The following is a 26923-nucleotide window of genomic DNA, read 5'->3' as shown; positions in this document are numbered from 1 at the left end:
GGATCAACGTTCGTGAACGTAAGTGCCGGGGGCGGCTTCGCCGGCGGGGTGTTTTTTATTACCCAGGTGGGTAGGTGCTTTTTTCAGTTCCCCGGAGCGCGCGGCGAGCCAGGTTTGCCAATGCAGCCACCAGGAATCAGCGTGCTTGGTTGAGCTGGCCTGCCAGGTTTTCGGGTCCGCGTACATCTGGGTGTTGGTCATGTAGCGTGCTTTCGGGTTGCCTGGCGGGTTAAGAATGCTCTGGATATGCCCGCTGTTGGACAGTACGAACTCGACGTTACCGCCGAACAGGGTGGCCGATTTGTAGCAAGACTCCCATGGCGTGATGTGGTCAGTGGTGCCTGCTACGCAGAACAAGTCGGTGGTGACTTGCTTGAGGTCGATTGGCGTGCCGCACACCTCCAGTGCGCCCGGGCGGATCAGCGGGTTGGAGGTGAACATGTCGATAAACTCGCCATGCAGAGCAGCCGGCAGGCGCGTGGTGTCGTTGTTCCAGTGGAGGATGTCGAACACCGGCGGCTCGTTACCCAATAGGTAATTGTTGACCCAGTAGTTCCAGATCAGGTCATTGGGACGCATCCAGGCGAACACCTTGGCCATGTCTTTGCCTTCCAGCACGCCGGCCTGGTAGGAGCGCCGCTTGGCCATTTCCAGGCTCTTCTCGTCGGCAAACAGCGCGACATCCGTTTCCAGGCGGTTATCCAATACGCTGACCAGCAACGTCAGGGCGTGCACCTTCTTCTCGCCCAGCGCCGCATAGTGGCCGAGCAGAGAGGTGGTGGTGAGGCCGCCGGAGCAGGCCCCGAGCATGTTGATGTCTTTGCTGCCGGTGACGGCGCTGACCACGTCGATGGCTTCTTTCAGCGCTTCGATATAGGTCGATAGGCCCCACTCGCGGTGCGCTTTGGTCGGGTTGCGCCAGCTGACCACGAAGGTCTGGATACCGTTGCGCAACAAGAAGCGCGCCACGCTCTTTTCCGGCGACAGGTCGAATACGTAGAACTTGTTGATCTGCGGCGGCACCACCAGTAGGGGGCGTTCCTGCACCTGCTCGGTGATCGGCTTGTACTGGATCAACTCCAGCAGGTCGTTGCGGAAAATCACGGCACCGTCGGTGGTGGCCAGGGTTTTGCCGACCTCAAAGGCATTCATGTCGACTTGGCTGGGCATGCCGCCGTTATTGACGATGTCCTTCGCCAGATGCCCCAGGCCGTCGAGCAGGCTTTTGCCGCCGGTTTCGAAGAAGCGTTTGACCGCCGCCGGGTTGGCCATGGTGTTGGTGGGCGCCATGGCTTCGGTCATCAGGTTGATCACGAAGTGACCGCGGCTGGCATCCTGCTCGGACAGGTTGCTGTGTTCGACCCAGTCATGCAGTTCTTTGCGCCAGGCCAGGTAAGTCTGCAGGTAACGGCGGTAGAGCGGGTTCTGGCTCCAGGCCGGGTCGGCAAAGCGTCGGTCGCCGTCGTTCGGCGTGAGTTCGGATTGGCCGAGCATCACATTCTTCAACTCGATGCTGAAGTGGGCCAGGTGTTTGGCGCTGTGCAGGGGTTGCTTGAGAGCCTGCTTGAGCACAATGCGGGCGGAGCTGAGCAAGTCTTTACCACGGATACCAATGACCGGGTTGAGGCCTAGGGTGTTTTCCGAAGCCTGGTGCTTCAGGTCATCATTATTCTTATTTGTCATCTACAACGCTCCATTGTCCTGAGACGAAATACCGGCGTCTTGCATGGCTCTAGCTCACGAGGCTTTGAACACGTTCTAAAGGCCAGGTATTGCCCGGATTACCAAGGGCGGATCGCTCCGCAATCGTCCTGTCACTGGTCAGGCCAGCCACGATAGATTTTCCAGTTACTTGGTTACCCGAGTTTATGGCTTTGTGCAAGCGAGCCGCATGTTGGACGGTATAGGGAGGAAGTATGCAGAGAAGGATTAGAAAATGCGCTCTAACCGGCCAGCAACCACCGGCTAGAGGGCTGGCGTGGCGCTATGGGTTATCGCGCCGCAAAGAGGACGAATAGGAGAAGATGCCGAGCGTTTAGGGCAATTGCTGAGGCTGAGCGCTGCTGGCGCTTCAGAGCATTAACTTGACCAGGCTTTCGCTGGGGTCGCGGGATTTGCCGGCAGCGCTAAGCGCGGCCAGGTAGTCACGCCACAGTTCGCTTTGGCGCAGGGCCAATTGCTCAAGGTATTCCCAGCTGAACAGGCCGCTGTCGTGGCCGTCATCGAATGTCAGCTTGAGTGCGTAGTTGCCGGCAGGTTCGATTTTGCTCAGACCAACGCCGAGCTTGCCGGTTTGCAAAATAGGCTTGCCGTGGCCTTGGACTTCCGCCGAGGGCGAATGCACACGGAGAAACTCGGCGGGCAGGGTGTACTGCTCGTCAGGCCCGTAGTGCAGCTCCAGGGTTTTCGAGGCTTTGTGCAATTTGATCGCGGTGGGGATGCGCATGTCTGCTTTCCGTTAAAGGTCATTCAGCCTGACCGCGGTAAGCGCGGCCAGGCTGATTGCGGCGGGGGTTACAGAATATAGCGCGAGAGGTCTTCGTCCTGCGCCAGCTCACCGAGGTGGCTGTTGACGTAGGCCGCGTCGATCACGATCGGCGTGCCATTTTGCTGGCCCGCCAGGTCGCCGGCGCTGAAGGAGACTTCCTCCAGCAGGCGTTCGAGCAGGGTGTGCAGGCGGCGTGCACCGATGTTCTCGGTCTTCTCGTTGACCTGATAAGCAATCTCGGCGATGCGCTTGATGCCTTCGGCGACGAACTGAACGCCTAGCCCTTCGGTGTTCAGCAGCGCGACGTATTGTTCGGTGAGCGAGGCGTGCGGCTCGGTTAGGATGCGCTCGAAGTCTTCCGGTGTGAGGGCTTTGAGCTCGACACGGATCGGCAGGCGACCTTGCAGCTCCGGCACCAGATCGCTCGGCTTGCTCAGGTGGAACGCGCCGGAAGCGATAAACAGGATGTGGTCGGTTTTCACCATGCCCAGCTTGGTGTTGACCGTGCAGCCTTCGATCAGCGGCAGCAGGTCGCGCTGTACACCTTCGCGCGATACATCGGCGCCGCCGGTGTTGCCGCGCTTGGCGACCTTGTCGATCTCATCGATAAACACGATGCCGTTCTGTTCCACGGCTTCCAGGGCCAGGGCCTTGAGTTCTTCCTCGTTGACCAGGCGCGCGGCTTCTTCATCGCGCACCAGCTTGAGGGCTTCCTTGACCTTGAGCTTGCGGCTCTTTTGCTTGCCTTTGCCCATGCTGGAAAACAGGTTCTGCAGCTGGTTGGTCATCTCTTCCATGCCCGGTGGGGTCATGATTTCGATACCGGCTGGGGCGTCGGCGACTTCGATCTCGATGTCCTTGTCGTCCAACTGGCCTTCGCGCAGGCGCTTGCGGAACAGCTGGCGGGTATTGGAGTCGTTGCTCGAAGCCGCTTCTTCGTTGAAGCCGGTGCGCGCTGGCGGCAGCAGGGCATCGAGGATACGCTCTTCGGCAGCATCTTCGGCGCGGTGACGAACTTTAATCATCTCCTGCTCACGCAGCATCTTGATCGCCGCATCGGCGAGGTCGCGGATGATCGACTCGACATCACGGCCGACATAGCCGACCTCGGTGAACTTGGTCGCTTCCACCTTGATAAACGGCGCATTGGCCAGTTTGGCCAGGCGGCGGGCGATTTCGGTTTTACCGACGCCGGTCGGGCCGATCATCAAAATGTTCTTGGGCGTGACTTCAGCGCGCAGCTCAACCGGCAGCTGCATGCGCCGCCAGCGGTTGCGCAAGGCGATGGCCACGGCGCGCTTGGCGTCGTCCTGACCGATGATATGGCGGTTGAGCTCGTGAACGATCTCGCGGGGCGTCATGGACATGCGGAGGTACTCCAGAAAAGACCGCGCCTTAATCGGCGCAGTCTTCCTCTTCAATAGTCAGATTTTGATTGGTGAAGACACAGATGGAACCGGCAATGTTCAACGCGGTTTCGGTGATCTCACGGGCACTCAATTCGGTTTTCTGCAGTAAGGCCATGGCCGCCGCTTGGGCGAAACCGCCGCCGGAACCCATGGCGATCAGGCCGTGCTCGGGTTCAACCACGTCGCCGTTGCCGGTGATGATCAGCGAAGCATCTTTGTTGGCGACGGCCAGCATGGCTTCCAGGCGGCTCAGGGAACGGTCGGTGCGCCAGTCTTTGGCCAGCTCGACGGCGGCGCGGACCAGATTGCCTTGGTGCTTTTCCAGTTGGCCTTCAAAGCGTTCAAACAGGGTGAAGGCATCGGCGGTGGCGCCGGCAAAACCGGCGAGTACTTGGCCGTGGTACAGGCGACGAACTTTTTTCGCGTTGCCTTTCATCACGGTGTTGCCAAGGGACACCTGGCCGTCGCCGCCCATGACGACTTTGCCGTTGCGGCGTACTGAAACGATGGTGGTCAAGGGGAGAGTCTCCACGCAGCGGGGCGAAAGTGCCCAATGCCGAATGAAGTGGGGGCAGCGGTGGCCCGCTTCAAGCCCTGGAATGATTCCCGTCCGACAAATAGTCGTCAGAGCACGCCACAGGGCCTGAATTCCTGGGGTTTATTGCACCTGGCGCTGCTGTAACAACAGATTGCTAAAGCCGCTGGCGGCCAGGGATTTTTGCGCTTGGCCGAGCTGTTCGCGGCTGGCGAAGGGGCCAACCAATACGCGGTGCCAGGTTTCCTCGCGCACCGTGCCGGATTCCACTTTGACGTTCTGCCCGAGCAGGATGATCTGCGCGCGCAGGCTGTCGGCGTCGTCCTTGCGGCGGAATGAGCCGGCCTGGAGGAAGAACTGCGAGCTGATCGGGCCTTTGGCGACCACCGGTGGCGGTGGCGGCACCTGGCCATTGAGCGCCGCCTGGGCACGTGCCGCATCGATCTTGGCAGCTTCTTCCGGCGTTACTGGTTTCTGCGGCGGCGCAACCACAGGCTCTTCGACGGCCTGCTGCGGCAAGATCACTTCCGACTCTGGCAGCAGGGTGTAGAAGTCGTACTTGGGCTTGGCCGGCTCCTGAGTGGCGGGCTTGGCGCTCGCCGCTTTGCTGGCCTGGTTGGCGCGGGCTTGTTCGACCTTGCTGCGTTTGATTTCATCGCGCCCGGGTTCGAGGCTGAACAAAAACACCATAAAGCCGCCGATCACCAGGCCGCAGACCAGCCAGAACCAGCCCGGCACCGGCTTTTTCGCTGGTGCCTTGTAACGGCTGGCGCCGCGCTTGGCGGCGGGCTTCTTTTTCACCGCCACTTACATGCGCTCCAGGGTTTCCAGGCCGAGCAGCTCGAGGCCCTGCTTGAGGGTGCGGCCGGTCAGTGCGGCCAGGCGCAGGCGGCTGTTACGCGTGGCCTCGTCCTCGGCGGCGAGGATCGGGCAGTTCTCGTAGAAGCTGGAGAACAGCCCGGCCAGATCATAAAGGTAGGCGCAGAGCAGGTGCGGTTCGCCCTTGTCGGCGACGCTGCCAAGCACTTCGTTGAACTGCGCGAGCTTGCCGGCCAGCTCGATTTCCTGGGCGGCTTGCAGGCTGAGGCTGCCTTGAATTTCATCAAAGCCCTTGCCCAGTTTGCGGAACACGCTGGCCACGCGGGTGTAGGCGTACAGCAGGTAGGGCGCGGTGTTGCCCTCGAAGCTCAGCATCAGCTCGAAGTTGAAGCGGTAGTCGCTGGTGCGGTGCTTGGACAGGTCGGCGTACTTCACCGCGCCGATGCCCACTGCGCGGGCGATCTGCCGCAGTTCGGCTTCGTCGAGTTCAGGGTTTTTACCTTTGACCAAGGTGTAGGCGCGTTCTTCGGCCTCATCGAGCAGGTCGACCAGCTTCACCGTGCCGCCGTCGCGGGTCTTGAATGGGCGGCCGTCGGCGCCGTTCATGGTGCCGAAGCCCATGTGCTCCAGCTGCATGCTGGCGGGGACGAAACCGGCCAGACGCGCGGCGCTGAAGACCATCTGGAAATGCAGGGCCTGCCGTTGATCGACGAAGTACAGCGCGCGGTCGGCTTTGAGCACGTTGGCGCGGTAGCGGGTGGCAGCCAGGTCCGTGGTGGCGTATAGGTAACCGCCGCCGGCCTTCTGCACGATCAGCGGCAGTGGGTTGCCTTCGGCGTTCTTGAACGCGTCCATAAACACGCACTGCGCGCCATCGCTTTCGCTGAGCAGGCCCTTGGCCTTGAGGTCGGCGACCACATTGGCCAGGTCGTCGTTGTAGGCGCTCTCGCCCTTGACGTCGGCCATGCTCAGCTTCACACCGAGGCGGTCGTACAGTGCTTGGCAGTGGCTCAGGGAAATATCGTTGAAACGGTGCCATAGGCGCAGGCATTCGGCATCGCCAGCCTGCAGCTGCACCACCAGCTCGCGGGCACGCTCGGCGAACTCGGCCGAGTCGTCGAAACGCTTCTTCGCCGCGCGGTAGAAACCTTCCAAGTCGGCGAGCTCGCTTTCAGCGGCCTCTGGGTTTTCCTGCATATAGGCCAGCAGCATGCCGAACTGGGTGCCCCAGTCGCCAACGTGGTTCTGCCGGATTACTTCGTCACCTAGGAACTCCAGCACCCGCGCCACGCCGTCGCCGATTATGGTCGAGCGCAGGTGGCCCACGTGCATCTCTTTGGCCAGGTTAGGCGCGGACAGGTCGACCACTACGCGCTGCGCAGGGCCATTTTTGCGTACGCCGAGCTTGGCATCGGCCAGCAGGGCATCCAGGCGTGCGGCCAGGGCTTGGGTGTTCTGGTAGAAGTTGAGAAAACCCGGGCCGGCGATTTCGACTTTGCTGATGGCCTCGTCCGCGGGCAGTGCGGCGATGAGCTTTTCGGCCAAGTCGCGCGGCTTTATGCCGGCCGGCTTGGCCAGCATCATGGCGATATTGCTGGCGAAGTCACCGTGGGTCTTGTCTTTGGTGTTCTCCACCTGAATAGCCGGGCTCAGGCCTTCAGGCAGCACGCCTTCGGCAGTGAGGCGGGTCAGGGCTTGCTGGATCAGGTGGCGAATGGTGTCTTTCATGGTCTGCTCGGTCGGCCGTTGGGGCGGCGGCGCACAAAGGCGCTGGTTGAAAACTGCGCATTATCGACGCCCTTCGCCCGCAGCTTCAAGCAGCGCGTGGTTTCACCGGGCTAAAGGTCGCCGCGATGGGTTGCAGAGCACGCCGCCCAGGTCTATCTAGAAGGCTGTGCTCAATCAAATAGTGCGGCGGATGCTGCGAACCCGTAGGAGCGGCGGGGCGCCTAGTCATTGGCCGCGATGTTTTTCTGTCGCCCTTGATTCGCGGGCAAACCCGCTCCTACAAGCGCTGCGCGTTCTGAGAGCCAACCTGGGTTAGGCTCTTAAGCGCAGCGCTGCTCGGTGCCGCGTACAGCCGCGTTGCCGGCGACGAAATACGGCGCCGTGCTGCGCGGCAGCGGGCTGCGGCCGCGGATTTTATCGGCAATCTTCTCGGCCATCATGATGGTCGGCGCATTCAGGTTGCCGGTGGTGATCAGCGGCATGATAGACGCATCCACCACGCGCAGACTTTGCACACCATGCACCCGGCCCTGGCCGTCGACCACGGCCATGGCGTCTTCACCCATCTTGCAGGAGCAGGATGGGTGGTAGGCGGTTTCCGCGTGTTCACGGATAAAGGCATCCAGCTCGGCGTCGGACTGCACGTCCCGGCCTGGGCTGATCTCGCGACCGCGATACGGGTCCAGCGCCGACTGCGCCATGATTTCGCGGGTGATGCGGATGCCATCGCGGAACTCGCTCCAATCCTGTTCGCTGCTCATATAGTTGAAGAGGATGCTCGGGTGCTGGCGCGGGTCTTTGGATGTGACCTGGATACGCCCACGGCTGGGCGAGCGCATGGAGCCCATGTGCGCCTGGAAACCATGCTCTTTAACCGCGTTGCTGCCGTTGTAATTAATCGCCACCGGCAGGAAGTGGTATTGGATGTTCGGCCAGGCGAAGTCCGTGCTGGAGCGAATAAAGCCGCCCGCCTCGAACTGGTTGCTGGCGCCGATGCCTTTGCCCTGGAACAGCCACTGCGCGCCAATCATTGGCTGGTTCCACCATTGCAGCGCCGGGTACAGAGACACCGGCTCCTTGCAGGCGTACTGCAGGTACACCTCTAAATGGTCCTGCAGGTTCTCGCCAACGCCAGGCAGGTCATGCACCAAGGGGATGTCCAGCTCGCGTAGCAGCGCTGCCGGGCCGACGCCTGAGCGTTGCAGGATTTGCGGCGAGGCAATCGCGCCGCCGCACAGCAATACTTCACGGCGTGCTTTAACGGTGGTGGCTGTGCTGCTGTCGCCGTGCAGGTAGTCGACGCCGATGGCGCGTTTGGCGTCGAACAGAATGCGATCAGTCAGGGCGTGGGTGACGATGGTCAGGTTCGGTCGTTCGCGGGCCTGATCCAAGTAACCGCGCGCGGTGCTGGCGCGCCGTCCTTTGGGCGTGACGGTACGGTCCATCGGGCCGAAGCCTTCTTGCTGGTAACCGTTTAGGTCGTCGGTACGTGGATAACCGGCCTGCACGCCGGCTTCGGTCATGGCGTGGAACAGCGGATTGTTACCGTTCTTCGGCGTGGTTACCGACACAGGGCCGTCGCCACCGTGGTAGGCGTTGGCGCCGATGTCGCGGGTTTCCGCCTTGCGAAAGTACGGCAGGCAATCCAGGTAACTCCAGTCTTCCAGCCCCCGCTCTTTGGCCCAGCTGTCGTAATCCAGGGCGTTGCCGCGGATGTAGCACATACCGTTGATCAAGGACGAGCCGCCCAGACCTTTGCCGCGCCCGCACTCCATGCGGCGGTTGTTCATGTGCGGCTCGGGGTCGGTCAGGTAGGCCCAGTTGTAACGCCGGCCCTGCAGTGGGAAGGCCAGGGCGGCGGGCATCTGGGTGCGGAAATCCAGGCGGTAATCGGGTCCGCCGGCTTCCAGCAACAGCACGCTGACGTCGGCGTCTTCAGTCAGGCGGGTGGCCAGTACGTTACCGGCCGAGCCGGCGCCGATGATGATGTAGTCGAATTCTTGGGACATGGGCGTCACCTGTAATAGCGGGTCTGCGCAACCCGTAGGGTGGGTTAGGCGCAAGACCGGGCTTGGTTATGCATCCGATCTCGGTGCGCCGTAACCCACCGGGTCGATCGGATTTACGAGCGGGTGGGTTACGCGGCATCTTGCGCTGCGGTGCGCATAAACGTGCTGCGCCGCGCCGCTAACCCACCCTACGGTCTCGATCAGAACACCGAGGCGAAGTCGCCCAGTTCGAGCTGCACGGATTTCAGGCGGGTGTAGTGCTGCAGGGTGGTCAGGCCGTTTTCGCGGCCGACGCCGGACTGCTTGTAGCCGCCCACGGGCATTTGCGCGGCGGATTCGCCCCAGGTGTTAATCCAGCAAATCCCAGCTTCGAGCTGGTGGATCAGGCGGTGCGCGCGGTTTACGTCGCGCGTCACGACACCGGCCGCCAAGCCGTAGTCGGTGGCGTTGGCGCGCTGGATCACTTCGTCTTCGCTGTCGTAGGCCAGCAGGCTCATCACCGGGCCGAAGATTTCTTCGCGGGTGATGCGCATGCTGTCGGTGCAGTCGGTGAATACCGTCGGCGCGACATAGGCGCCCTGGCCCAGCTCGCCGTCTTCCAGGCGTTGGCCGCCAATCAGCAGGCGGGCGCCTTCGGCACGGCCGCTGTCGATATAGCCCATGACTTTTTCCAGGTGGGCGAGGCTGACCAGTGGGCCGAAGTTGGTGGCTTCATCCTGTGGGTCGCCGATGCGGATGCGTTTGACCCGCTCAAGCAATTTGCTTTCGAAGCTGGCTAGCAGCGCACGGGGTACAAACACCCGGGTGCCGTTGGTGCAGACTTGGCCGCTGCTGTAGAAGTTGGCCATCATCGCAATGTCGGCCGCGCGATCAAGGTCGGCGTCGGCGCAGATGATCAAGGGCGATTTGCCGCCCAGTTCCATGGTCACCTCTTTCAGTGACGAGCTGGAGGCGCTGGCCATGACCTTTTTGCCGGTCACGGTGCCGCCGGTAAAGGAGACTTTCTCGATACCTGGGTGTTCGGTAAGCCACTGGCCCACCTGGCCGTCGCCATTCAGCACGTTGAAAACGCCATCCGGTACGCCGGCTTCGCTGTAAATCTCGGCGAGTTTGAGCGCCGACAGCGGCGTGACTTCGCTGGGTTTGAAGATCATCGCGTTACCGGCGGCCAGCGCTGGGGCGGATTTCCACAGGGCGATCTGAATCGGGTAATTCCAGGCGCCGATGCCCGCGACTACCCCCAGCGGCTCGCGGCGGGTGTAGACAAAGCTGCTGTCGCGCAGCGGGATCTGCTCGCCTTCGATGGCCGGAACCAGGCCGGCGTAGTACTCCAGCACGTCAGCGCCGGTGACGATGTCGACGTAGCGGGTTTCCGACAGCGGTTTGCCAGTGTCGAGGGTTTCCAGCTCGGCCAGCTCATCGTTGCGTTCGCGCAGGATGTCCACGGCCTTGCGCAGGATGCGTGAGCGCTGCATGGCGGTCATCGCGGCCCAGACTTTTTGCCCGGCGGCGGCGCTGGTTACGGCGCGCTCGACGTCGGCCTGGCTGGCGTGTTGCACCACGGCCAGTAGCTCGCCATTCGCCGGATTGAGGCTGTTGAAGGTCTGCTGGCTGCTGGCGGCGCTGGGTGCGCCATGGATGTAGAGGGGTTGTTCGGGGAAGCGCGGCATGATCGTTCCTCTCGTCGGTGAAGCGCGGACGTTGGAGCCGCCCGGCGCGGGGAATTAGCGTTTGATCCTACGTTATTTTTATTGATCGTTCAATTAATAAAAAGTCTGGGGCAAGCTGCAGCCCTTGCCATTCGTGGCGTGCAGCGTTTTCGTAGGCCTTGTCTAAAGGTCAGGGCGTGTTGATGCCCAGTTGTAAATCCAGATAATCGCAGGCGATTTTGGCGGCGTGCTGGGTGTCGAAGGTTTCCCCGGTCAGGGCACCGCGCAGCCACAAACCGTCGATCAGGGCCGCCAACCCTCGCGCTGCTTGGCGCGCCTCGGGAACTGGCAGAGTGCGGCGGAATTGGCTGCACAGGTTGGAATACAGGCGTTGGTCGTTGACCCGCTGCAAGCGGCGCAGGGAGGGCTGGTGCATGCTGCTGGCCCAGAATGCCAGCCAGGTTTTCATGGCCGGGCCGTTGACCTGGCTGCTGTCGAAGTTGCCTTCGATGATGGCACGCAGGTGCGCCCGTGCGCTGTCGTCGGGTAGCGCGGCGCGGCGTTCGCGGACCGCCAGATTGAGCGCCTGCATAAGGTGGCGCATGGTCGCCTCAAGCAGTCCGTTTTTGTCCTTGAAGTAGTGGCTAATGATGCCGTTAGACACCCCGGCCAGGCGCGCGATGTAGGCAATGCTGGCGTCAGCCAGGCCGACTTGGTCGACAGCCTGCAGGGTGGCTTTAATCAGTTGCGAGCGGCGGATGGGTTGCATGCCAACCTTGGGCATGGGCGACTCCGTGTGCAGGATGTGGGCGGTGGCGAGCCTCTGCGCAGGCAGCGCAGAGGCTCGGTGCTTATGCGCTGGTGACGTAACGCAGCAGTTCGACCACCTGCTCCGGGGTTTGCGCCCACGCCATGGCGGCGGCGTCGACTTCCTTCAGCGGGTGAATGATGTCGTCATTGTGCAGGGTGATATACGGCTTGCTCAGCGCCGCGCAGTAACCGGCGTCGAAGGCGGCGTTCCATTGCTTGTACTTATCGCCGAAGCGGATCACCGCAATGTCGCACTGTTCAATCAGGTTTTTGGTACGGATGGCGTTGACCTTGGAAGACTTGTGGTCACGCCAGAAGGGCTGGCTTTCGGCGCCCAGCACGTCACCGGCGGCGTCGCTGCTTTCGTGGTCGGTGACGGCGGAGGTGAAGTGGATGTCGAGGCCAAGTTGTTCGGCCCCCGACATGATTTGCTGGCGCCAGTCGCTGTGAATTTCGCCGGAGAGATAGACAGTCCAGGTCATGTAAACCTCTTGAGTCGTTGGGTGAAGGATGGAGGCGTCACGGCCTAAACGGCCGGCCAGTTTGCCACGCTGGCGCGGCTTTTTCACGGCAGGGCCGCGCGTGAGGGCGAGGGCCAGCGCCACGCCGTGACACTCCAGCGCCGCCAGGCCGCTAAGGGGCTGGCGGCCATCGACGAGTAGGCCGAACAAGGCGAGCCATTCGCTCGCCTTTTTTATATCAGCCGGGGCGGCTTACTTGAGCCACTCAGCAACGCGCTCTGGGTGCTTGGCCACCCAGTCTTTGGCCGCCGCAGCGGGCTTGGTGCCGTCGCGTACGGCGAGCATGACCGAGCCAATCTCAGCGCTGTCCCAGTTGAACTTGTTGAGGAACGCGACGGCTTGCGGGGCTTTGTCCTTCACGCCTGGGTTGGCCATGGTGTCGACATGTTCGGCATCGCCATAGACATTCTTCGGGTCTTCGAGGAAGCGCAGGTCCCACTTGGCGAACATCCAGTGCGGTACCCAACCTGGTACGACAATGGCTTTTTGCGACTTCTCGGCGCGCGCCAATGCGGACGCCATGGCTGGGCCAGAGCTGCTCAGCAGCTTGAGGTCGAGCTTGTAGGCGTCAATCGCTTCTTCCGTGCGGCGCATGATGCCCGCACCCGCGTCGATGCCGGTGATCTGGCCATCGAAGTCGGCGGCTGACGCGTTCAGGTCTTCAATGCTTTTGGCCTTGACGTAGTTCGGCACAACCAGGCCGATTTTCGCGCCGTCGTAGTTGGTGCCGAGGCTTTCGACCTTGTCTTTGACCTTGGCGTAATACTCGCCGTGTGTGACCGGCAACCAGGCGCTGAGGGTCAGGTCGAGGTCGCCGCGGGCGAGGCCGTTCCACATGATGGCAGGCTCAACCGGTAGCAGTTTTACGTCGTAGCCGAGCTTGCTTTGCAGGATTTCTGCGGCCACATGGCTGGTCGCTACGCTGTCGTCCCAGCCGTTTACGTAACCGATTTTGAGAGTGACCGGGTCGGCCGCCCTGGCGCTGGACATGCCCAGCGCCAGGGTGGCGACGCCGAGTGCTTGCAGGCAACGAGTCTTGATTGTGCGCATACGAAGTGTGCTCCATATCAGATAGCCGCTAAGTAGTAGCGGTGAGGTTGGCGAACATATAGACGTGTGGGCAGGCGCTGAGGCCTGCCCGGCGGGGTTAGAGCGCCAGGTACTGCTTAACCGCAGCGGCTCCGTCTTTGCCGTCGTAGGTGGTTACGCCCTGCAGCCACTGGTCGAGCGCCTGTGGGTTGGCGCGGATCCAGTCTTTGGCGACCTTGGTTGGGTCTTCTTTCTGCAGCACCTTGTCCATCAACTGGCTTTCAATCTCGACGCTGAACTGCAGGTTGTTCAGCAGCTTGCCAACGTTGGCGCAGCGCGCCTCGTAGTCTTTCGAGACGACGGTATAGACCTTAGCGGCGCCGTAATCGGGGCCGAATACCTCGTCACCACCCGCCAGATAGGTCAGGTCGTACTGGGTGTTCATCGGGTGCGGCGCCCAGCCGAGGAAGACCACCGGCTGCTGCTTCTTCACGGCGCGCTGCACCTGCACCAGCATGCCGGCTTCGCTGGACTCGACCATGCGGAAGTCGCCCAGCGCGTACTGGTTGTCCTCGATCATTTTCTCGATCAGCAGGTTGCCGTCATTGCCGGGCTCGATGCCATAGATCTTGCCGCCCAGCTGGTCCTTGAACTTGGCAATATCCTGGAAGCTCTTGAGGCCGGCTTCGGCGGCGTAAGTCGGCACTGCCAGGGTGTACTTGGCGCCTTCGAGGTTGGCTTTGGGCAACACTTTTACCCCGTCATCCTTGAGGAACGGCTCGATCACCGCATCCATGGACGGTGCCCAGTAACCGAGAAAGACATCAATCTGGCCTTTCTTCACGCCGGTAAAGGCGATGGGCACCGAGGCCATGATTTTGCGCGGCTGGTAGCCCAGGCCTTCGGTCAGGGTCATGGCCACGCCGGTGGTGGCGGCAATGTCGGCCCAGCCGATTTCGGCGAAGCGCACTTGTTTGCAGCTTTCTGGTTCTTGGGCCCAGGCGGCCTGGGTCAGGGCGCAGCTGATAAGGGTGACGCCAGCAAGGCTTTTGATCGGGTTCATGGCTAACTCCTTAAGCAAAAAGTGGGGGCGTTACGCGCGTTGCAGCTTGGCGCTGAGCCAGGCGAACACGCCGGGACGATTAGCGATTTGCGGGTTGCCGAAGCTTTCTGTGATGCGGTCGAGGATGATCGCCAGCAGCACCACCGCCATGCCGCTTTCAAAGCCGAGGCCGATATCCAGGCGCTGAATACTGGCCAGCACCTCGTTACCCAGGCCGCCAGCGCCGACCATTGAGGCGATGATCACCATCGACAGGGCCATCATGATGGTCTGGTTAACCCCAGCCATGATCGAAGGCATGGCGTTGGGCAGCTGGACCTTGAACAGCAGCTGGCGCCCGGTGCAGCCGAACGACTGGCCGGCTTCGACGATTTCCTTGTTGACCTGGCGGATGCCCAGGTTGGTCAGGCGTACCGCCGGTGGCATGGCAAAGATCACCGTGGCGATGATCCCGGGCACGCGGCCGAGACCGAACAGCATGGCCGCCGGGATCAGGTAAACGAACGCCGGCATGGTCTGCATGAAATCCAGCACAGGACGAATGGTGGTGGCCACCCGCTCACTGCTGGCGGCCCAGATGCCCAGTGGAATGCCCAGCAGCAGGCTGATCAGGGTGGCGGAGAAGGTCAGGCCGAGGGTCACCACGGTCTGCTCCCAGAAGCCGGTCAGCACGATCAGGGCAAAGGAAACGGCAGTAAACACCGCGAACTTCACACCGATGCGCCACAAGCCCAGCGCGACGAAGAGGGCGATCAGCAGCCAGGCGGGCGGCCACATCAGCAGGTTTTCCAGGGCCTCGGAGAAGCCATTGACCACGCCGCCAATGCTGTCGAACGCGCCGCTGTAGTTATCCAGCAGGTATTCCACGCCGTCGTTGACCCAGGTGCCCAGGTCGATTTTTTTCTCACTCATTGGATTCTCCCTGCATGCGGCTCAGAAGGCTGCCCTTGCTAATCGAGCCACTGTATTGGCCGTCCTCGTCGACTACTGGCACTGGGCCGTCGGTTTCCACCACGCGTCCAATGATCTGCTCCAGGGGCATGTCATGCGACAGCGGCTCGATCTGTTGCAGGGCGTCGGGCTCCAGCGGTTGAACGGCATCGCCGTTGACCATCAGGGCGATTTTTTCCAGGCTGATGGAGCCTTGGAATTCGTTGTTCTCATTGACGATAAACGCGTAGTGCTGATCCTGGTCCTGCAGTTCCTGGCAGATCTGCGCGGCATCCGGCGCTTCGCCGTTGTGCACATACAGCGGCACCGTGTCGGTCATGATTTGCCCGGCGGTGAGGTAGCGGCTGGTGTCGACGGTGTCAAAGAAATTACGCACGTAATCGTTGGCGGGGTTATCCACCAGCTCTTGTGGCGTACCGACCTGTACCAGTTTGCCGCCCTCCATGATGCCGATGCGGGTGCCGATGCGCATGGCCTCCTCGATGTCGTGGGAGACGAAGATGATGGTGCGTCGGTGTTCTTTCTGCAGGTCCAGCAGCAGGTCCTGCATCTCGCGGCGCTTGAGTGGGTCGAGGGCGGAGAAGGCTTCGTCCATGATCATCATCGACGGGTCGACCGCCAAGGCGCGTGCCAGGCCGACGCGTTGCTGCATGCCGCCAGACAGCTCGTGCGGGTACTTGTCGGCAAAGCTGTTCAGGCCAACCTGGGTGAGCACCTCCATGGCTTTCTCTTCGCGCTCCTTGCGCGCGATGCCGGCCACTTCCAGGCCGAAGGCGGCGTTATCCAGCACGCTCAGCGAAGGCATCAGGGCGAAGGACTGGAAGACCATGCTCATGTCGCGGCGGCGCAGTTCCACCAGCTCCGCTTGCGGCATCTTGGCGACGTTCTGGCCGTCGATAAAGACGTTACCCGCGCTGGGTTCGACCAAACGGTTGATCAGGCGAATCAAGGTCGATTTGCCGGAGCCGGAGAGGCCCATCAGCACAAAAATCTCACCTTCTTCGACGCTGAATGAAACGTCGCGAACGCCGATTACAGCGCCTTTTTCGGCGAGGATGCGCTCTTTATCCCAGCCCTGTTTCAGCAGGTCGATGGCGTCTTGTGGATTGTCACCGAAGACCTTGTAGAGATTTTCGACAACGATTTTTCCAGATGGCATGCAGTGGGTGTCCCTTCAAGGGGCCTGCGTAGCTGCGCGGGGCAAATGCCAAGGCAATAACGGACAGCGCGCGCTGACATTGGCGAGCGTGGCAGGCTTGAGTGGGTGAAGGCAGGGAGGGATGACACGGCGGGATGACGCGGGTGGCGTCGGGCATGGGGGCGGCCCCGCTCCAGGTACGCAATGACCGTGGGCGAAACGCGGGAGTGCTGTTGAGTAAACCGTTCTTTGCCGTATTGCAAACCGTGATCCATATCCTCTGCAGGTAAAACCGCCCGATGGTTCGGGCAAACACATCTCGTTACGAGGTGTGTTGTCAGTTCGAGCGTCAGCCAGGTCGTGTTCGCCATGGCGAACGGCTTCAGCGGGGCGTGATCATCACCGGCAAATCGTTAACGATCAGCGGCGAAAAATCGCGAAAGTGAGCATGCTGAAGTGCGACGGCCTAGCGACTGCCTATAAAAACCATAACAGATGTTTCGCTGCCTTGGGCAAGGCTGGAGGCCGCGCCAGCCGTGGCGCGTAGTCGTTGAATCGGCCGCAGGTAAGGTGGTTAGGGGGCTGCGCGGCAATCGCAAAAAGCTGTAATTTTTTTTGAACGAAGGGCTTTTTTAGCTGTTTTTGTTGTTTGACTGTTCAGTCTAAAACAAAAAATCGCCACTCACGGCAGTCAAAAAGTGGGTGGCAAGGGAATCAAAAAACCAGCCGCGGGGTCGTGGTTGAGTCGCTCAGAATGGCGGCCGATTGAGTGCGGTTTTTGCTCGTTGTTCAGGTGGAATTGTGCGGTTTTGCGTTCAAGGCAGGGCTTGGCCCTTGAGTGGGGCGCGCGGATGCATTCAAGGCGCGAAGTGTTTGTGGTGATTGAGTGGCTATATTCGGCTAAAAGAGCAGTAAATGTAGTGTTTTTTAGGGTTTATTTGGATAAATCAGGTCCGTCGGCAGGTGCTTGTCCGCGACTGATGTCTTATTGCCATCGACGGCCTAAGTTCATACCAATACAGACGGCGTGATCATCTACGCTGTCTATGCGGTATTGGTTTTTTCACCTGAGGCAACCCATGTTGAAGCGCATTGCTGTGGCCGACGTGCGTATCGGTATGTATATCCACGAGTTCTGTGGCGCATGGATGGACCACCCCTTTTGGAAGTCCAAGTTTTTGCTCAAGTCGGCAAAAGACCTGCAGCGGATCAAGGTCAGTAGCATTGGCGAGTTGTGGATCGACGTCAGCAAGGGGCTGGATGTCGATGCCGGCGTCCCCAGCGTGAGCCCTGAAGAGGTGGCAGCTCAGGCCGAGGCGAAATTGCTCGCGGCTGTGCAGGCACCCGTCGTCAGCCTGGCAATGTCGATGGAGGACGAGGTGCGGCGTGCGGTCAAACTCTGCGCCCGCTCCAAAGCAGCGGTTATCAGCATGTTCAGCGATGCGCGCATGGGCCAGGCGCTGCACTTTGGGCAGGCCGGTGAGTTGGTCGAGGAAATCTCCGAATCGGTCATGCGCCATCCCAATGCGTTGATCAGCCTGGCGCGGCTAAAAAACGCCGATGAATACACCTATATGCACTCAGTGGCCGTTTGTGCGCTGATGATCGCCCTGGCGCGCAATTTAGGCCTTAACGAGGGGCAGGTGCGCGAAGCCGGGCTTGCCGGCTTGCTGCATGACATCGGCAAAATGGCGATTCCCAATGCCGTGCTGAATAAACCGGGCAAGCTTAGCGATGATGAGTTTGCCACGGTGCGCGATCACCCCGAGGCCGGTTCGCGCATGTTGTTGGAGAGTAAGCAAGTCAGCGCACTGGTGTTGGACGTGTGCTTGCACCACCACGAGAAAATGGACGGTAGCGGCTACCCGCATCGCCTGGTCGGTGAACAAATCAGCCTGTATGCGCGTATGGGGGCGGTGTGCGATGTCTATGACGCCATCACCTCCAATCGGCCCTATAAACAAGGCTGGGACCCGGCTGAATCAATCCGCAAGATGGCCGAATGGAAAGGCCACTTTGACCCGGTGGTGTTTCAGGCGTTTGTCAAAACTGTGGGCATCTACCCGGTGGGCTCGCTGGTGCGCCTGGAAAGCGGGCGCATTGGTGTGGTCATTGAGCAGCAGGCTAAATCCCTGCTCGCACCCAAGGTCAAAGTATTTTTTTCGGCCAAGGCGAAAACCCCGATTCCTCAGGAGGTCCTCGACCTGAGCAAGCTGGGCGGGCGCGACAAAATCATCGGGCGTGAGAGCGCCGAAACCTGGGGGTTTCGCCATGTCGACGAGCTCTGGAGCGGTCTCGCCAATTAATCCCGTGCGCTGAGTCGGCAATCTGCCGTGCTCGCGCTATGTACCCTTCACCCTTGCTCGTGTCCATCAACCCCCACAGATTCGCGGCCTGGGCGTGCTTCTTGCTTGAGACTTTGCTCTGGCGTGCCCTTGTAGTTGGCGCGCTTCACAGGTTGAGGTGTGTATGACTGGAGTACTCAAACCGGGCGTGCGGCTGCTGGAACGGTTCAGCTTTGCGCGTAAATTTCAGCTGGTGTTTGTGTTGTTTGCTCTGCCGTTGGGGTTTTCACTGTGGGTCATCATTAGCAATAACCTCGATCGGCTCAACGCCATCGACCATGAACTCGAAGGCAGTAGTGCGCTGCAGGTCATGGCCGGCGTACAACACGCGTTGATTCAGCAGCGCACCTTGCTGTCGCGCTGGAAGGGCACAGAGAAAGCCGCCGAAGCATTGTTACGTGAGCGTGAGGCTGACCTCGGGACTGCCTTGCAGGCCTTGGAGCAACCACTCCAGTCAGCGCTACTGAGTGACCAGGCCCGCCAGCATGTGCATACCCTCAACGCCGGGAAGGCCGATTTGAGCCTTGATGTGCTGGGTAAACTCGCCCTGCCGGATGCGCTTGAGCGTTACCAAAAGAACCTCCTGACGCTGCTTGCACTGCGCGAGCAAGTGGCCACCGACAGTGGCCTGATCCTCGATCCGCATCTCGACACTTATCTGATGATGGAGCAGTTGACCTACACCTTGCCGCGCCTGCTTGAGCAATTGGGCAGTTTTGCCAGCCAGGGGTATGGCGCGGTGGTGTCGCAGCATTTCACCCTGCAGAGTCGCGTACTGATCCGCGACCTGCGGCGCAGCCTGGATGAGTCGCGCAGTCAGCTACTCAAGGCGCAATCGACCCTTGGCCTCGAAGCGCCGCGCGCAATGCAGCAGTTGCAAGGTCCTTGTGATGAAGCGTTGCAGGGCTATGAGGCCTTCCTCGCGGGTATCGATCGCGACATGTTCGAAGCCAGCCCGATGGCCCTGACCCCCGAGCAGTTCGTGCAGCGCATTGAAACCCTGCAGGGTCAGCTGCTCGGTTTGCAGGCCGCGCTGTACCAGCAGTTTGCTGGCAGCCTCGGTTATTACCGGCAGAAGGCTCAGGTCGCCATGCTTGAGGTTGTCGGTGTATTCAGTCTGCTGAGTGTGCTGGCGCTGTATGTGTTGTTCTGCCTGAATGCCTCTATCCGTCGCAGCACGGCCGGCATCATCCAGGCTGCAGAGGGGCTGCGTGACGGCGATCTGCGTGTGCGCATGCAGGTGCACGGCGCGGATGACCTGGCCAGTATCGCCATGGCCCTGAATGCGGCTGTCGAGCAGTTACGTGGCTCCATGCAGGGGGTTGACCAGCAGAGCCAACAGTTAGGCGGTACGGTGCAGGTGCTCAATGGCGAAGCGCGCAATGCGCTGGCGTCGGTCGAGCAGCAGCAGGCGCAAATGAGCCAGATTGCCGCCGCCGCCACACAAATGGCCGCCACCGCACAAAGCGTGGCACAGAGTTGCGAGCAAGCCGCGGTGGAGGCCAATCAAACCCGTGAGATTGCCAGCCAAAGTAACCAGCGCAGCACCCGCACCAGCCAGAGCATGCGCATACTCAGTAGCCGTCTGGGTGAAAGCGCCACCACCTTGCAGCAACTACGCACGCAGACTGAACAGATCACCCGAGTGGTTGATGTGATCAAGGGCATTGCCGAGCAAACCAACCTGCTGGCGCTCAATGCTGCCATTGAAGCCGCGCGTGCCGGTGAGCAGGGGCGCGGTTTTGCGGTGGTCGCTGATGAGGTGCGTTCGCTGTCGCAGCGCACGCAAAACTCCACCGCGGAAATTGCCGAGACGGTAGCCAACCTGCACCGCGTGGTCGGTCAGTCAGTCACCCAGATGGAAGAGGCTGTACGTCAGGCCGAAGGGGATGTGGGCAGCGTGCTGACCATGGGCGAAGACTTGAGTGCGATTGTCGAGTCGGTGCAGTTGGTGACCGACCGCCTGGCACAAATCGCCACGGCTGCCGAGCAGCAGGCCGCTACGGCCGATGAAGTCAGTGGCAATATTCAGCAGGTCGATCAGGCCGCCAGTGCCTTGCTTGAAGGCGCGCAGGCGGTGAGTCACGCGGCCGAAGAGCTGCGCCAGGGGAGTCAGGTGCTGGCGCAGAACACGGCGCGCTTCAAGCTCGATTAAGGCCAGGCCGGTGTAGGGTGGACAATGCGCAGCTTGTCCACCGGCTCCGCGCCCGACCTTGACGCTATCGGCTGGCTGTCGCAGGCTCCTCGCCGAGTTGCCACGAGCAGGACGCCATGCCGCACATTCTGATTGTCGAAGACGAAGCTGCGATCGCCGACACCCTGATCTTCGCTCTGCAGAACGAAGGCTTTACCACCACCTGGCTAAGCCTGGCCGAGCAGGCTCTGGCCGAACAGCAGCGCAATCCGGCGGATCTATTGATTCTCGATGTTGGCCTGCCGGATATCAGCGGCTTTGAAGCCTGCAAGCGCCTACGGCGGTTCTCTGAGGTGCCGGTGATTTTTCTCACCGCGCGCAGCGAGGAGATCGACCGTGTGGTGGGCCTGGAAATAGGTGCTGACGATTACGTGGTCAAGCCCTTTAGTCCGCGTGAAGTGGCGGCGCGGGTCAAAGCCATCCTCAAGCGTATGGCGCCGCGTGAGATGCCCGTAGCGAGCCCGGTCGACGGGCCGTTCCAGCTCGACAGCGAGCGGGTGCAGATTCACTACCACCGCCAATTACTCAGCCTGACCCGTCATGAGTTCCGTCTACTGCAAAGCCTGCTGGCCCAGCCCGAACGGGTGTTTTCCCGCGAGCAACTGCTTGATGGTCTGGGTGTCGCCGCCGATGCCGGCTACGAGCGCAGCATCGACAGCCATATCAAAAGCCTGCGCGCCAAGCTGCGCCAGGTGAGCGCTGATGCCGAGCCGATCCAGACTCATCGCGGACTGGGTTACAGCTACTCACCGAGGCACGCCTGATGTCCTTGGGGATTCGCATCTTTCTGGTGTACTTCCTGTTTGTCGGCCTGGCCGGCTGGTTTGTCCTGAGCACGGTGATGGATGAAATCCGCCCCGGCGTGCGTCAGTCCACCGAGGAAACCTTGGTCGATACCGCCAACCTGTTGGCGGAGATTCTGCGCGATGAGGTCAAAGCCGGCCGCCTGCAACAGAGCCGTTTACCGCAGGTGCTACAGGCCTACGGTCAACGTCAGCCGCGCGCGCAGATCTGGGGTGTGGAGAAAACCCAGGTTAACCACCGCATCTATGTAACCGACGCCAAGGGCGTTGTGTTGCTCGACTCATCGGGCGCTGCGGTGGGCCAGGATTATTCGCGTTGGAACGATGTGCTGCTGACTCTGCGCGGTGAATACGGTGCGCGTTCAACCAAGGAAGACCCAAGCGATCCCGATTCTTCGGTGATGTACGTGGCGGCGCCAATCATGGATGGCGCGCAGATTATCGGCGTGGTCTCGGTGGCCAAACCCAATCGCACCCTACAGCCCTATATCGAGCGTTCCGAGCAACGCCTGGCCTGGCTCGGCGGTGGGCTGATCGTGCTCGGTTTGTTGATTGGTGCGTTGCTGTCCTGGTGGCTCAGCGCCGCGCTGCGCAAGCTCACCCACTACGCCCAGGCGGTTAGCGCAGGGCAGCGTGCAGAGTTGCCCAGCGTGCGCGGTGGCGAACTGGCGCAACTGGCCGAGGCGATCGAACACATGCGCACCGAGCTGGAAGGCAAGGCCTATGTCGAGCGCTACGTGCACACGCTGACCCACGAACTGAAAAGCCCCTTGGCAGCAATTCGCGGCGCGGCGGAATTACTCGACGGCGAAATGCCGGCTGCACAACACCAGCGCTTCGTGGCCAATATCGAGCAGGAAAGCGCGCGCATGCAGCAACTGATTGAGCGCCTGCTGCACCTGGCTCAGGTCGAGCAACGTCAAGGCTTGGAAGAGCAGGTGGAAGTGCCGCTGCGGCCATTGATCGACGCGTTATTGCAGGCGCAGATGGCGCGCATCGAGGCCGGCGACTTACAAGTTGAGAACCTGATTGAGCCTGCGCTCAGTGTCTGCGGTGAGGCGTTTCTGCTGCGTCAGGCGTTGGCCAATCTGCTGGATAACGCCCTGGACTTCACGCCCCCTGGCGGCCTGATTCGCTTTAGTGCACAGGCGCGTGGTGAGCAGGTTGAAGTGCGCTTGTTCAACCAGAGCTCGCCCATTCCCGACTACGCCTTAACGCGCCTGAGCGAACGGTTCTATTCGCTGCCGCGCCCCAATAGCGGGCGCAAGAGCACCGGCTTGGGGCTGAACTTTGTCGAGGAGGTGATGCAACTGCACGGCGGCGCCTTGCAGATCTGTAATGCGCAAGGCGGCGTCGAGGTGTGCCTGCGATTACCGCGTTTCCTGGGTGAGTGAGCGGTTCGCTTGGTACTGCGTTTGCAGGTTGCGTTGAGTTCGGGCAGATGCTCTGATCGAGTCGTTGGGTTGGCGACGAGGGCCAGTCCGCGCACTATCCTTACTGTCTAAGAAGAAACTGAGCAGGAGCCACTGCATGATCACAGTCGCCGAGATACTCCGTGCCAAGCCGCAGGCCGCGGTTTATAGCGTCACCCCGACCACTTCGGTACTCGAAGCGATCAAGCTGATGGCCGAAAAAGGCATCGGTGCGCTGGTGGTGTTGGACAAGGGCCGCCTGGCCGGCATCGTCAGCGAACGTGACTACGCGCGTAAAGTGGTGCTGCTGGAGCGCTCTGCAGGCGACATTTCGATCAGCGAAATTATGACAGCAGATGTCTTAACGGTGAGCCCGCGCGACACCTCGCAGCATTGCATGCAGCTGATGACTGACCGCCATTTACGCCACTTGCCGGTATTGGCTGAAGGCGAACTTATCGGCCTGCTGTCGATTGGTGACTTGGTCAAAACCACCATCGCCGAACAAGCCAGCCTGATTCAGCAGCTGGAGCAATATATCCGCGGTGAGTAGGGCCATTGCAGCGGCTGCGCAGCCTGTCTTGACCCATTGGGTAAGCGCCAACGCGTGCGCGTAGATAGTGCTGTGCGGTCTGGGCGTGGCGCGCATACTGGCGGTTCAATAACCCTCAGGTAACGATCATGACCCTAGCCCTTACTCCGCTGCTTTCGCTTATCGCCGGTATTTTGATCCTTGTGGTACCGCGCTTGCTGAATTACATCGTGGCGATCTATCTGATTGTGGTCGGCTTAGTCGGCATATTCGGCACGGGTAATTTTAACTTGAGTTTTTAAGGGCTAAACCGCCCCGGTTTACCAGGGCGGCTCCGTTCAACTTACCGGCGCGCGGTGCTTGGCCGTTTGCAGCGACTCTCCACACACTCTCCATCTTCCCGCCATAAAACCCCCACTTGCGCTGCCCAGACTCTGCCTACCTAAACCGTAGCGGAGAGTTGCACCATGAACCGTATTCTGGGTTTCAAGTTGGGCGCTATCGCCTTATTGATCCTGTTGTTGCTGATACCGTTGCTGATGATCGGTGGGCTAGTGGGCGAGCGGCAGCAGCAGCGGGCTCAGGTGTTGCAGGATATCGCCCGCAGTTCCAGTTATCGCCAACAGCTCACCGGGCCAATTCTGGTCATGCCTTACACCAAGGTCTGGAACCAGTGGAAAACCCACGCCAAGACCGGCGAGCGCTACCTGGAAGAGCAGAAGAGTCGAGGCCGCTTGTACTTCCTGCCGGAGCGTTTTGTACTCAACGGTACGGTCAGCACCGAAGAGCGTGCGCGTGGCATCTACAAGGCTTTGCTGTACCGCAGCGACAACCAGATCAGTGGCGCCTTCAAGCTGCCGGTTCGGCTTGGCTTGGGGGACGATCTGGGGCTGTACCAGTTCGACCGGCCATTCCTCTCGGTCGGCATCAGCGACATTCGCGGTATCAGTAATGACCTGCAATTGCGCTTCAACGGGATAAACCTGAGCTTTGCCCCTGGCAGTGCCGATGAGCGTTTCGGCGCGGGTGTGCATGCGCCGTTGCCGGCGCTGAATATCCAAGGCGGGCAAAGCTTGGAGTTTGCCTTTGACCTGAAACTGCAGGGCACCGAGCAACTGAGCATCACCCCGGTGGGCCGTGATAGCCGGGTTGAGTTGACCTCGAGCTGGCCGCATCCGAGCTTTATCGGTGAATACCTGCCGAGCAGCCGAGAAGTCACGGCCAAGGGTTTCCAGGCACAGTGGCAGACCAGTTTCTTTGCCACCAACCTGGAAGAGGCGTTGGCCGATTGTGTGCGGGGCGACAGCTGCAAGGCGTTGACCACTCGCCACTTTGGCGTGAGTTTTGTCGACCCGGTGGACCAGTACCTGAAAACCGAACGGGCAATCAAATATGCGCTGCTGTTTATCGGCCTGACTTTCGCCGTGTTCTTCCTCTTTGAAGTGCTCAAGCGCATGGCCGTGCACCCGGTGCAATACGCCCTGGTGGGCATGTCGCTGGCGCTGTTTTACCTGCTGCTGTTGTCGCTCTCTGAACACCTGAGTTTTGCCTTGGCCTATGGCATTGCTGCGACGGCCTGTGTGCTGCTGATTGGTTTCTACGTCAGCTACGTGTTGCACAGCGTCCTGCGCGGCGCGGGTTTCGGCGCCTTGTTGGCGCTGCTCTACGGCATGTTGTTCGGTCTGCTTGGGGCTGAGGATTACGCCCTGCTGATGGGCTCGCTCCTGGTGTTTGCTGTGCTGACCGGGGTGATGGTGCTGACGCGCAAACTCGACTGGTACGGCGTGGGTAAAGCGGGTCCGGCCAGCAGCCTTTGACTTAGCCAGGGCGCCGCTCAGGCTGCGCCCGCCTTGGAGAGATAAACACAATGCGCTTATTCATTCAGTTTTCCGCCTGTTTCACCCTGGGCCTGGCAGTGGCCATAGGGGGGCTATTGGGGTTGATGTTCTGTGGTCAGTTTGACCTGATCAAAGGCCTGCAGCTAACCGGCCAACCGCTGGCGCAGTTGAGCCTGCTGCTGTTGCCGGAGGCGTTCTGGGAAGGTCTAACTGGGCTGGTCAACGCCGCCCAGAGTCGTGTGGTGCAATCGTTCTTGAGTTTGTGTGCGGCGCTGGGGCAGGTCGCACTGCTAGTGGCTATAGGCTTTTTTCGCCTGTGGTATGCACGGTGAGCGGCTATGTTGGGCTGCGTGAGGATGCGCGGCTTGGTGCGCATTTGGCCGTGCAGATTGCTCGACTGTTTCCGCGCCCGAGTGCGCGCGCTTGGCAGGTGCGTCCCTATCAGCCGATAGCGCCTGAGCAGCGGCCAAGCGATAAGCCGGATGGCCGCTGAAACGAGCTGCAGTGTCTGCGAGGCGGAGCGCAGAGGGGCTGGTTAGTCGGTCTCTGCGTCTGCGTCCGCCACGCTGATTACCAAGTAGCGACAGCCTCTTGCGAAGTTTTGCAAGGAAATGACCTCGCCTGATACCGCGCCAAGTAGCGCGCTGCCGAGTGGCGAAAAGATTGAAACTTCATGGATATCTGGGCTGCTTTGGCTGTTTGCCACCAAAGTCAGTTCGGCCATGCTGTCGGCCTCAAGGTCGAGTAGCTTGAGCGTGCTACCGATGCTGGCTACCTGAGCCAGGTGGCCGCTCGAGCGTAAGCGCTCGATACGCTCAAGTTTGCCGATTAGCGCCGTCAGGTCACGTGGACCAATCAAACAGACGCGGGCGTTTTTTAACAGGGCTTTGCGTGTATGCAACGTCATGGTGTCTCCTAGACGCAACAAGTCCGGATTAAACCGGATAAATAAACAGACGGCTATGGGTGTTTATTAATGGGTTAAATAGGCGGGCTTCGGTGTTTGGTGAGGTTTCTGGGTTAATAATATTTCTTGTGTCTAAGATTTAATGACTCATCAGCTATTGCCGATGCAACGCAAGAAGTTAGACGTTCTTGGCGTTTTTGTCGGTAGATAAGTGGTTATTTAACGGCGCAGTAAACAGATTGCTTTATTGTCAGCCAGCAACCTATGGGCGCTACCATAATGCATCTAGGAATATAAGCAAGCCTGCCGCCTGGCGGGCTCGGCAGCCTGCTGCCAGTTCTGCGAATGCAATGTATTTTAGTTTTTCACGGTGATAGAGGGGCTGTTTTAGTGCCGTGCGAGCCTTTATTGCTCGATTGCTTTTTACGCAGTAGGCGCCCTGTGTGAAGGCGCACTTTATGTATGCAGTATGGCCTTGAGTTTTTAACGGAAAGCGTACGGGTAATAATCTAGATAATGTTCAGCGCACTGCAATAAACAGCGTCGGGTGGGGCTACCTTTTCTATGGCTGATTTGATGGCGTTATATTGTTTTTGTCGACTTCAGCCGATGCGGGCTGCGCCGGTGTCGAGGCACTCCAACGATCAGCGCGTGCATTAATGCCTGGGCGGTTGCAGGAGCTGAGTGCAACACGGTTATTGAATTGAAGCCGGAGCATCATGCCGCATAGCCAAGGCTTCCTG

Annotated in this window: 23 protein-coding genes; 8 read left to right on the top strand and 15 right to left on the bottom strand. The window is 60.4% G+C overall.

Going from position 1 to position 26923, the window contains the following annotated elements; all coding sequences use genetic code 11:
• Positions 1-3: 3 nt before the first annotated feature.
• From phaC to proV, 14 genes are all read right to left on the bottom strand, one after another.
• The gene (gene phaC / locus N1078_RS07555; RefSeq protein ID WP_274087596.1) at positions 4-1683 is read right to left on the bottom strand and encodes a class II poly(R)-hydroxyalkanoic acid synthase; all 1680 of its coding nucleotides are present in this window, start codon (positions 1681-1683) and stop codon (positions 4-6) included.
• 388 nt (positions 1684-2071) lie between these two features.
• Positions 2072-2446, bottom strand: coding sequence for a DUF971 domain-containing protein (locus N1078_RS07550; protein ID WP_274087595.1), 375 nt, complete (start codon positions 2444-2446; stop codon positions 2072-2074).
• 68 nt (positions 2447-2514) lie between these two features.
• Complete coding sequence (gene hslU, locus N1078_RS07545; RefSeq protein WP_274087594.1) at positions 2515-3855, bottom strand: ATP-dependent protease ATPase subunit HslU; 1341 nt, start codon at positions 3853-3855, stop codon at positions 2515-2517.
• Positions 3856-3883: 28 nt separating this feature from the next.
• Positions 3884-4414: an ATP-dependent protease subunit HslV gene (gene hslV, locus N1078_RS07540; protein WP_274087593.1), complete on the bottom strand. Its 531-nt coding sequence runs from the start codon at positions 4412-4414 to the stop codon at positions 3884-3886.
• A 141-nt stretch (positions 4415-4555) separates the two neighbouring features.
• Positions 4556-5239 carry an SPOR domain-containing protein gene (locus N1078_RS07535; RefSeq protein WP_274087592.1) on the bottom strand — a complete coding sequence of 228 codons (684 nt, stop codon included), beginning with the start codon at positions 5237-5239 and terminating at the stop codon, positions 4556-4558.
• Positions 5240-6979 (bottom strand): arginine--tRNA ligase, encoded by a 1740-nt coding sequence (gene argS, locus N1078_RS07530; protein ID WP_274087591.1) that lies wholly within the window; start codon positions 6977-6979, stop codon positions 5240-5242.
• Positions 6980-7299: 320 nt separating this feature from the next.
• The gene (betA, locus tag N1078_RS07525; RefSeq protein ID WP_274087590.1) at positions 7300-8988 is read right to left on the bottom strand and encodes a choline dehydrogenase; all 1689 of its coding nucleotides are present in this window, start codon (positions 8986-8988) and stop codon (positions 7300-7302) included.
• A gap of 200 nt (positions 8989-9188) precedes the next feature.
• Positions 9189-10658 carry a betaine-aldehyde dehydrogenase gene (betB, locus tag N1078_RS07520; RefSeq protein ID WP_274087589.1) on the bottom strand — a complete coding sequence of 490 codons (1470 nt, stop codon included), beginning with the start codon at positions 10656-10658 and terminating at the stop codon, positions 9189-9191.
• A 169-nt stretch (positions 10659-10827) separates the two neighbouring features.
• Complete coding sequence (gene betI, locus N1078_RS07515) at positions 10828-11421, bottom strand: transcriptional regulator BetI (RefSeq protein ID WP_274087588.1); 594 nt, start codon at positions 11419-11421, stop codon at positions 10828-10830.
• Positions 11422-11488: 67 nt separating this feature from the next.
• The gene (locus N1078_RS07510; RefSeq protein WP_274087685.1) at positions 11489-11929 is read right to left on the bottom strand and encodes a YtoQ family protein; all 441 of its coding nucleotides are present in this window, start codon (positions 11927-11929) and stop codon (positions 11489-11491) included.
• A gap of 231 nt (positions 11930-12160) precedes the next feature.
• Positions 12161-13018, bottom strand: a complete 858-nt coding sequence (locus tag N1078_RS07505; RefSeq protein WP_274087587.1) for a glycine betaine ABC transporter substrate-binding protein — start codon at positions 13016-13018, stop codon at positions 12161-12163.
• 97 nt (positions 13019-13115) lie between these two features.
• Positions 13116-14060, bottom strand: coding sequence for a choline ABC transporter substrate-binding protein (locus N1078_RS07500; protein ID WP_274087586.1), 945 nt, complete (start codon positions 14058-14060; stop codon positions 13116-13118).
• 30 nt (positions 14061-14090) lie between these two features.
• Positions 14091-14972 carry an ABC transporter permease gene (locus tag N1078_RS07495; RefSeq protein WP_274087585.1) on the bottom strand — a complete coding sequence of 294 codons (882 nt, stop codon included), beginning with the start codon at positions 14970-14972 and terminating at the stop codon, positions 14091-14093.
• Entirely contained in the window at positions 14965-16170 is a 1206-nt protein-coding gene (proV, locus tag N1078_RS07490) for a glycine betaine/L-proline ABC transporter ATP-binding protein ProV (protein ID WP_274087584.1), read from the bottom strand. The genes N1078_RS07495 and proV overlap by 8 nt, the downstream gene beginning before the upstream one ends.
• 1058 nt (positions 16171-17228) lie before the next feature.
• Here proV and N1078_RS07485 point away from each other — a divergent pair.
• The 8 genes from N1078_RS07485 to N1078_RS07450 all read left to right on the top strand — a co-directional run bounded on the left by N1078_RS07485 (position 17229) and on the right by N1078_RS07450 (position 25605).
• Entirely contained in the window at positions 17229-18455 is a 1227-nt protein-coding gene (locus N1078_RS07485) for an HD-GYP domain-containing protein (protein ID WP_274087583.1), read from the top strand.
• Between the two features lie 163 nt (positions 18456-18618).
• Positions 18619-20649, top strand: coding sequence for a methyl-accepting chemotaxis protein (locus N1078_RS07480; RefSeq protein WP_274087582.1), 2031 nt, complete (start codon positions 18619-18621; stop codon positions 20647-20649).
• A gap of 116 nt (positions 20650-20765) precedes the next feature.
• Entirely contained in the window at positions 20766-21452 is a 687-nt protein-coding gene (gene creB, locus N1078_RS07475; RefSeq protein WP_274087581.1) for a two-component system response regulator CreB, read from the top strand.
• Positions 21452-22885, top strand: a complete 1434-nt coding sequence (gene creC / locus N1078_RS07470; RefSeq protein ID WP_274087580.1) for a two-component system sensor histidine kinase CreC — start codon at positions 21452-21454, stop codon at positions 22883-22885. Before creB ends, creC begins: the two co-directional genes overlap by 1 nt.
• A 136-nt stretch (positions 22886-23021) precedes the next feature.
• Positions 23022-23456 (top strand): CBS domain-containing protein, encoded by a 435-nt coding sequence (locus N1078_RS07465; RefSeq protein WP_274087579.1) that lies wholly within the window; start codon positions 23022-23024, stop codon positions 23454-23456.
• A gap of 128 nt (positions 23457-23584) precedes the next feature.
• The gene (locus N1078_RS07460; protein ID WP_167376774.1) at positions 23585-23737 is read left to right on the top strand and encodes a DUF3096 domain-containing protein; all 153 of its coding nucleotides are present in this window, start codon (positions 23585-23587) and stop codon (positions 23735-23737) included.
• Positions 23738-23902: 165 nt separating this feature from the next.
• Positions 23903-25252 carry a cell envelope integrity protein CreD gene (gene creD, locus N1078_RS07455; RefSeq protein ID WP_274087578.1) on the top strand — a complete coding sequence of 450 codons (1350 nt, stop codon included), beginning with the start codon at positions 23903-23905 and terminating at the stop codon, positions 25250-25252.
• A gap of 50 nt (positions 25253-25302) precedes the next feature.
• Entirely contained in the window at positions 25303-25605 is a 303-nt protein-coding gene (locus N1078_RS07450; protein ID WP_274087577.1) for a hypothetical protein, read from the top strand.
• A gap of 203 nt (positions 25606-25808) precedes the next feature.
• On the opposite strand, the gene N1078_RS07445 is transcribed toward N1078_RS07450, so the two are convergent.
• The gene (locus N1078_RS07445; RefSeq protein WP_274087576.1) at positions 25809-26180 is read right to left on the bottom strand and encodes a GreA/GreB family elongation factor; all 372 of its coding nucleotides are present in this window, start codon (positions 26178-26180) and stop codon (positions 25809-25811) included.
• Positions 26181-26923 lie beyond the last annotated feature (743 nt).

Source organism: Pseudomonas sp. MIL19, from assembly GCF_028680365.1.
Lineage (GTDB): Bacteria > Pseudomonadota > Gammaproteobacteria > Pseudomonadales > Pseudomonadaceae > Aquipseudomonas > Aquipseudomonas spirodelae.
This window is presented reverse-complemented; position numbering and strand designations above follow the sequence as displayed.

Excerpts from the sequence above, each read along its gene's own strand:
- argS (WP_274087591.1), bottom strand. The coding sequence starts at position 6,979 with ATGAAAGACACCATTCGCCACCTGATCCAGCAAGCCCTGACCCGCCTC.
- creD (WP_274087578.1), top strand. The coding sequence starts at position 23,903 with ATGAACCGTATTCTGGGTTTCAAGTTGGGCGCTATCGCCTTATTGATC.
- hslU (WP_274087594.1), bottom strand. The coding sequence starts at position 3,855 with ATGTCCATGACGCCCCGCGAGATCGTTCACGAGCTCAACCGCCATATC.
- N1078_RS07445 (WP_274087576.1), bottom strand. The coding sequence starts at position 26,180 with ATGACGTTGCATACACGCAAAGCCCTGTTAAAAAACGCCCGCGTCTGT.
- N1078_RS07450 (WP_274087577.1), top strand. The coding sequence starts at position 25,303 with ATGCGCTTATTCATTCAGTTTTCCGCCTGTTTCACCCTGGGCCTGGCA.
- proV (WP_274087584.1), bottom strand. The coding sequence starts at position 16,170 with ATGCCATCTGGAAAAATCGTTGTCGAAAATCTCTACAAGGTCTTCGGT.
- betI (WP_274087588.1), bottom strand. The coding sequence starts at position 11,421 with ATGCCCAAGGTTGGCATGCAACCCATCCGCCGCTCGCAACTGATTAAA.
- N1078_RS07465 (WP_274087579.1), top strand. The coding sequence starts at position 23,022 with ATGATCACAGTCGCCGAGATACTCCGTGCCAAGCCGCAGGCCGCGGTT.
- creB (WP_274087581.1), top strand. The coding sequence starts at position 20,766 with ATGCCGCACATTCTGATTGTCGAAGACGAAGCTGCGATCGCCGACACC.
- N1078_RS07505 (WP_274087587.1), bottom strand. The coding sequence starts at position 13,018 with ATGCGCACAATCAAGACTCGTTGCCTGCAAGCACTCGGCGTCGCCACC.
- N1078_RS07510 (WP_274087685.1), bottom strand. The coding sequence starts at position 11,929 with ATGACCTGGACTGTCTATCTCTCCGGCGAAATTCACAGCGACTGGCGC.
- phaC (WP_274087596.1), bottom strand. The coding sequence starts at position 1,683 with ATGACAAATAAGAATAATGATGACCTGAAGCACCAGGCTTCGGAAAAC.
- N1078_RS07500 (WP_274087586.1), bottom strand. The coding sequence starts at position 14,060 with ATGAACCCGATCAAAAGCCTTGCTGGCGTCACCCTTATCAGCTGCGCC.
- N1078_RS07495 (WP_274087585.1), bottom strand. The coding sequence starts at position 14,972 with ATGAGTGAGAAAAAAATCGACCTGGGCACCTGGGTCAACGACGGCGTG.
- N1078_RS07480 (WP_274087582.1), top strand. The coding sequence starts at position 18,619 with ATGACTGGAGTACTCAAACCGGGCGTGCGGCTGCTGGAACGGTTCAGC.
- creC (WP_274087580.1), top strand. The coding sequence starts at position 21,452 with ATGTCCTTGGGGATTCGCATCTTTCTGGTGTACTTCCTGTTTGTCGGC.
- betA (WP_274087590.1), bottom strand. The coding sequence starts at position 8,988 with ATGTCCCAAGAATTCGACTACATCATCATCGGCGCCGGCTCGGCCGGT.
- N1078_RS07550 (WP_274087595.1), bottom strand. The coding sequence starts at position 2,446 with ATGCGCATCCCCACCGCGATCAAATTGCACAAAGCCTCGAAAACCCTG.
- N1078_RS07485 (WP_274087583.1), top strand. The coding sequence starts at position 17,229 with ATGTTGAAGCGCATTGCTGTGGCCGACGTGCGTATCGGTATGTATATC.
- betB (WP_274087589.1), bottom strand. The coding sequence starts at position 10,658 with ATGCCGCGCTTCCCCGAACAACCCCTCTACATCCATGGCGCACCCAGC.
- N1078_RS07460 (WP_167376774.1), top strand. The coding sequence starts at position 23,585 with ATGACCCTAGCCCTTACTCCGCTGCTTTCGCTTATCGCCGGTATTTTG.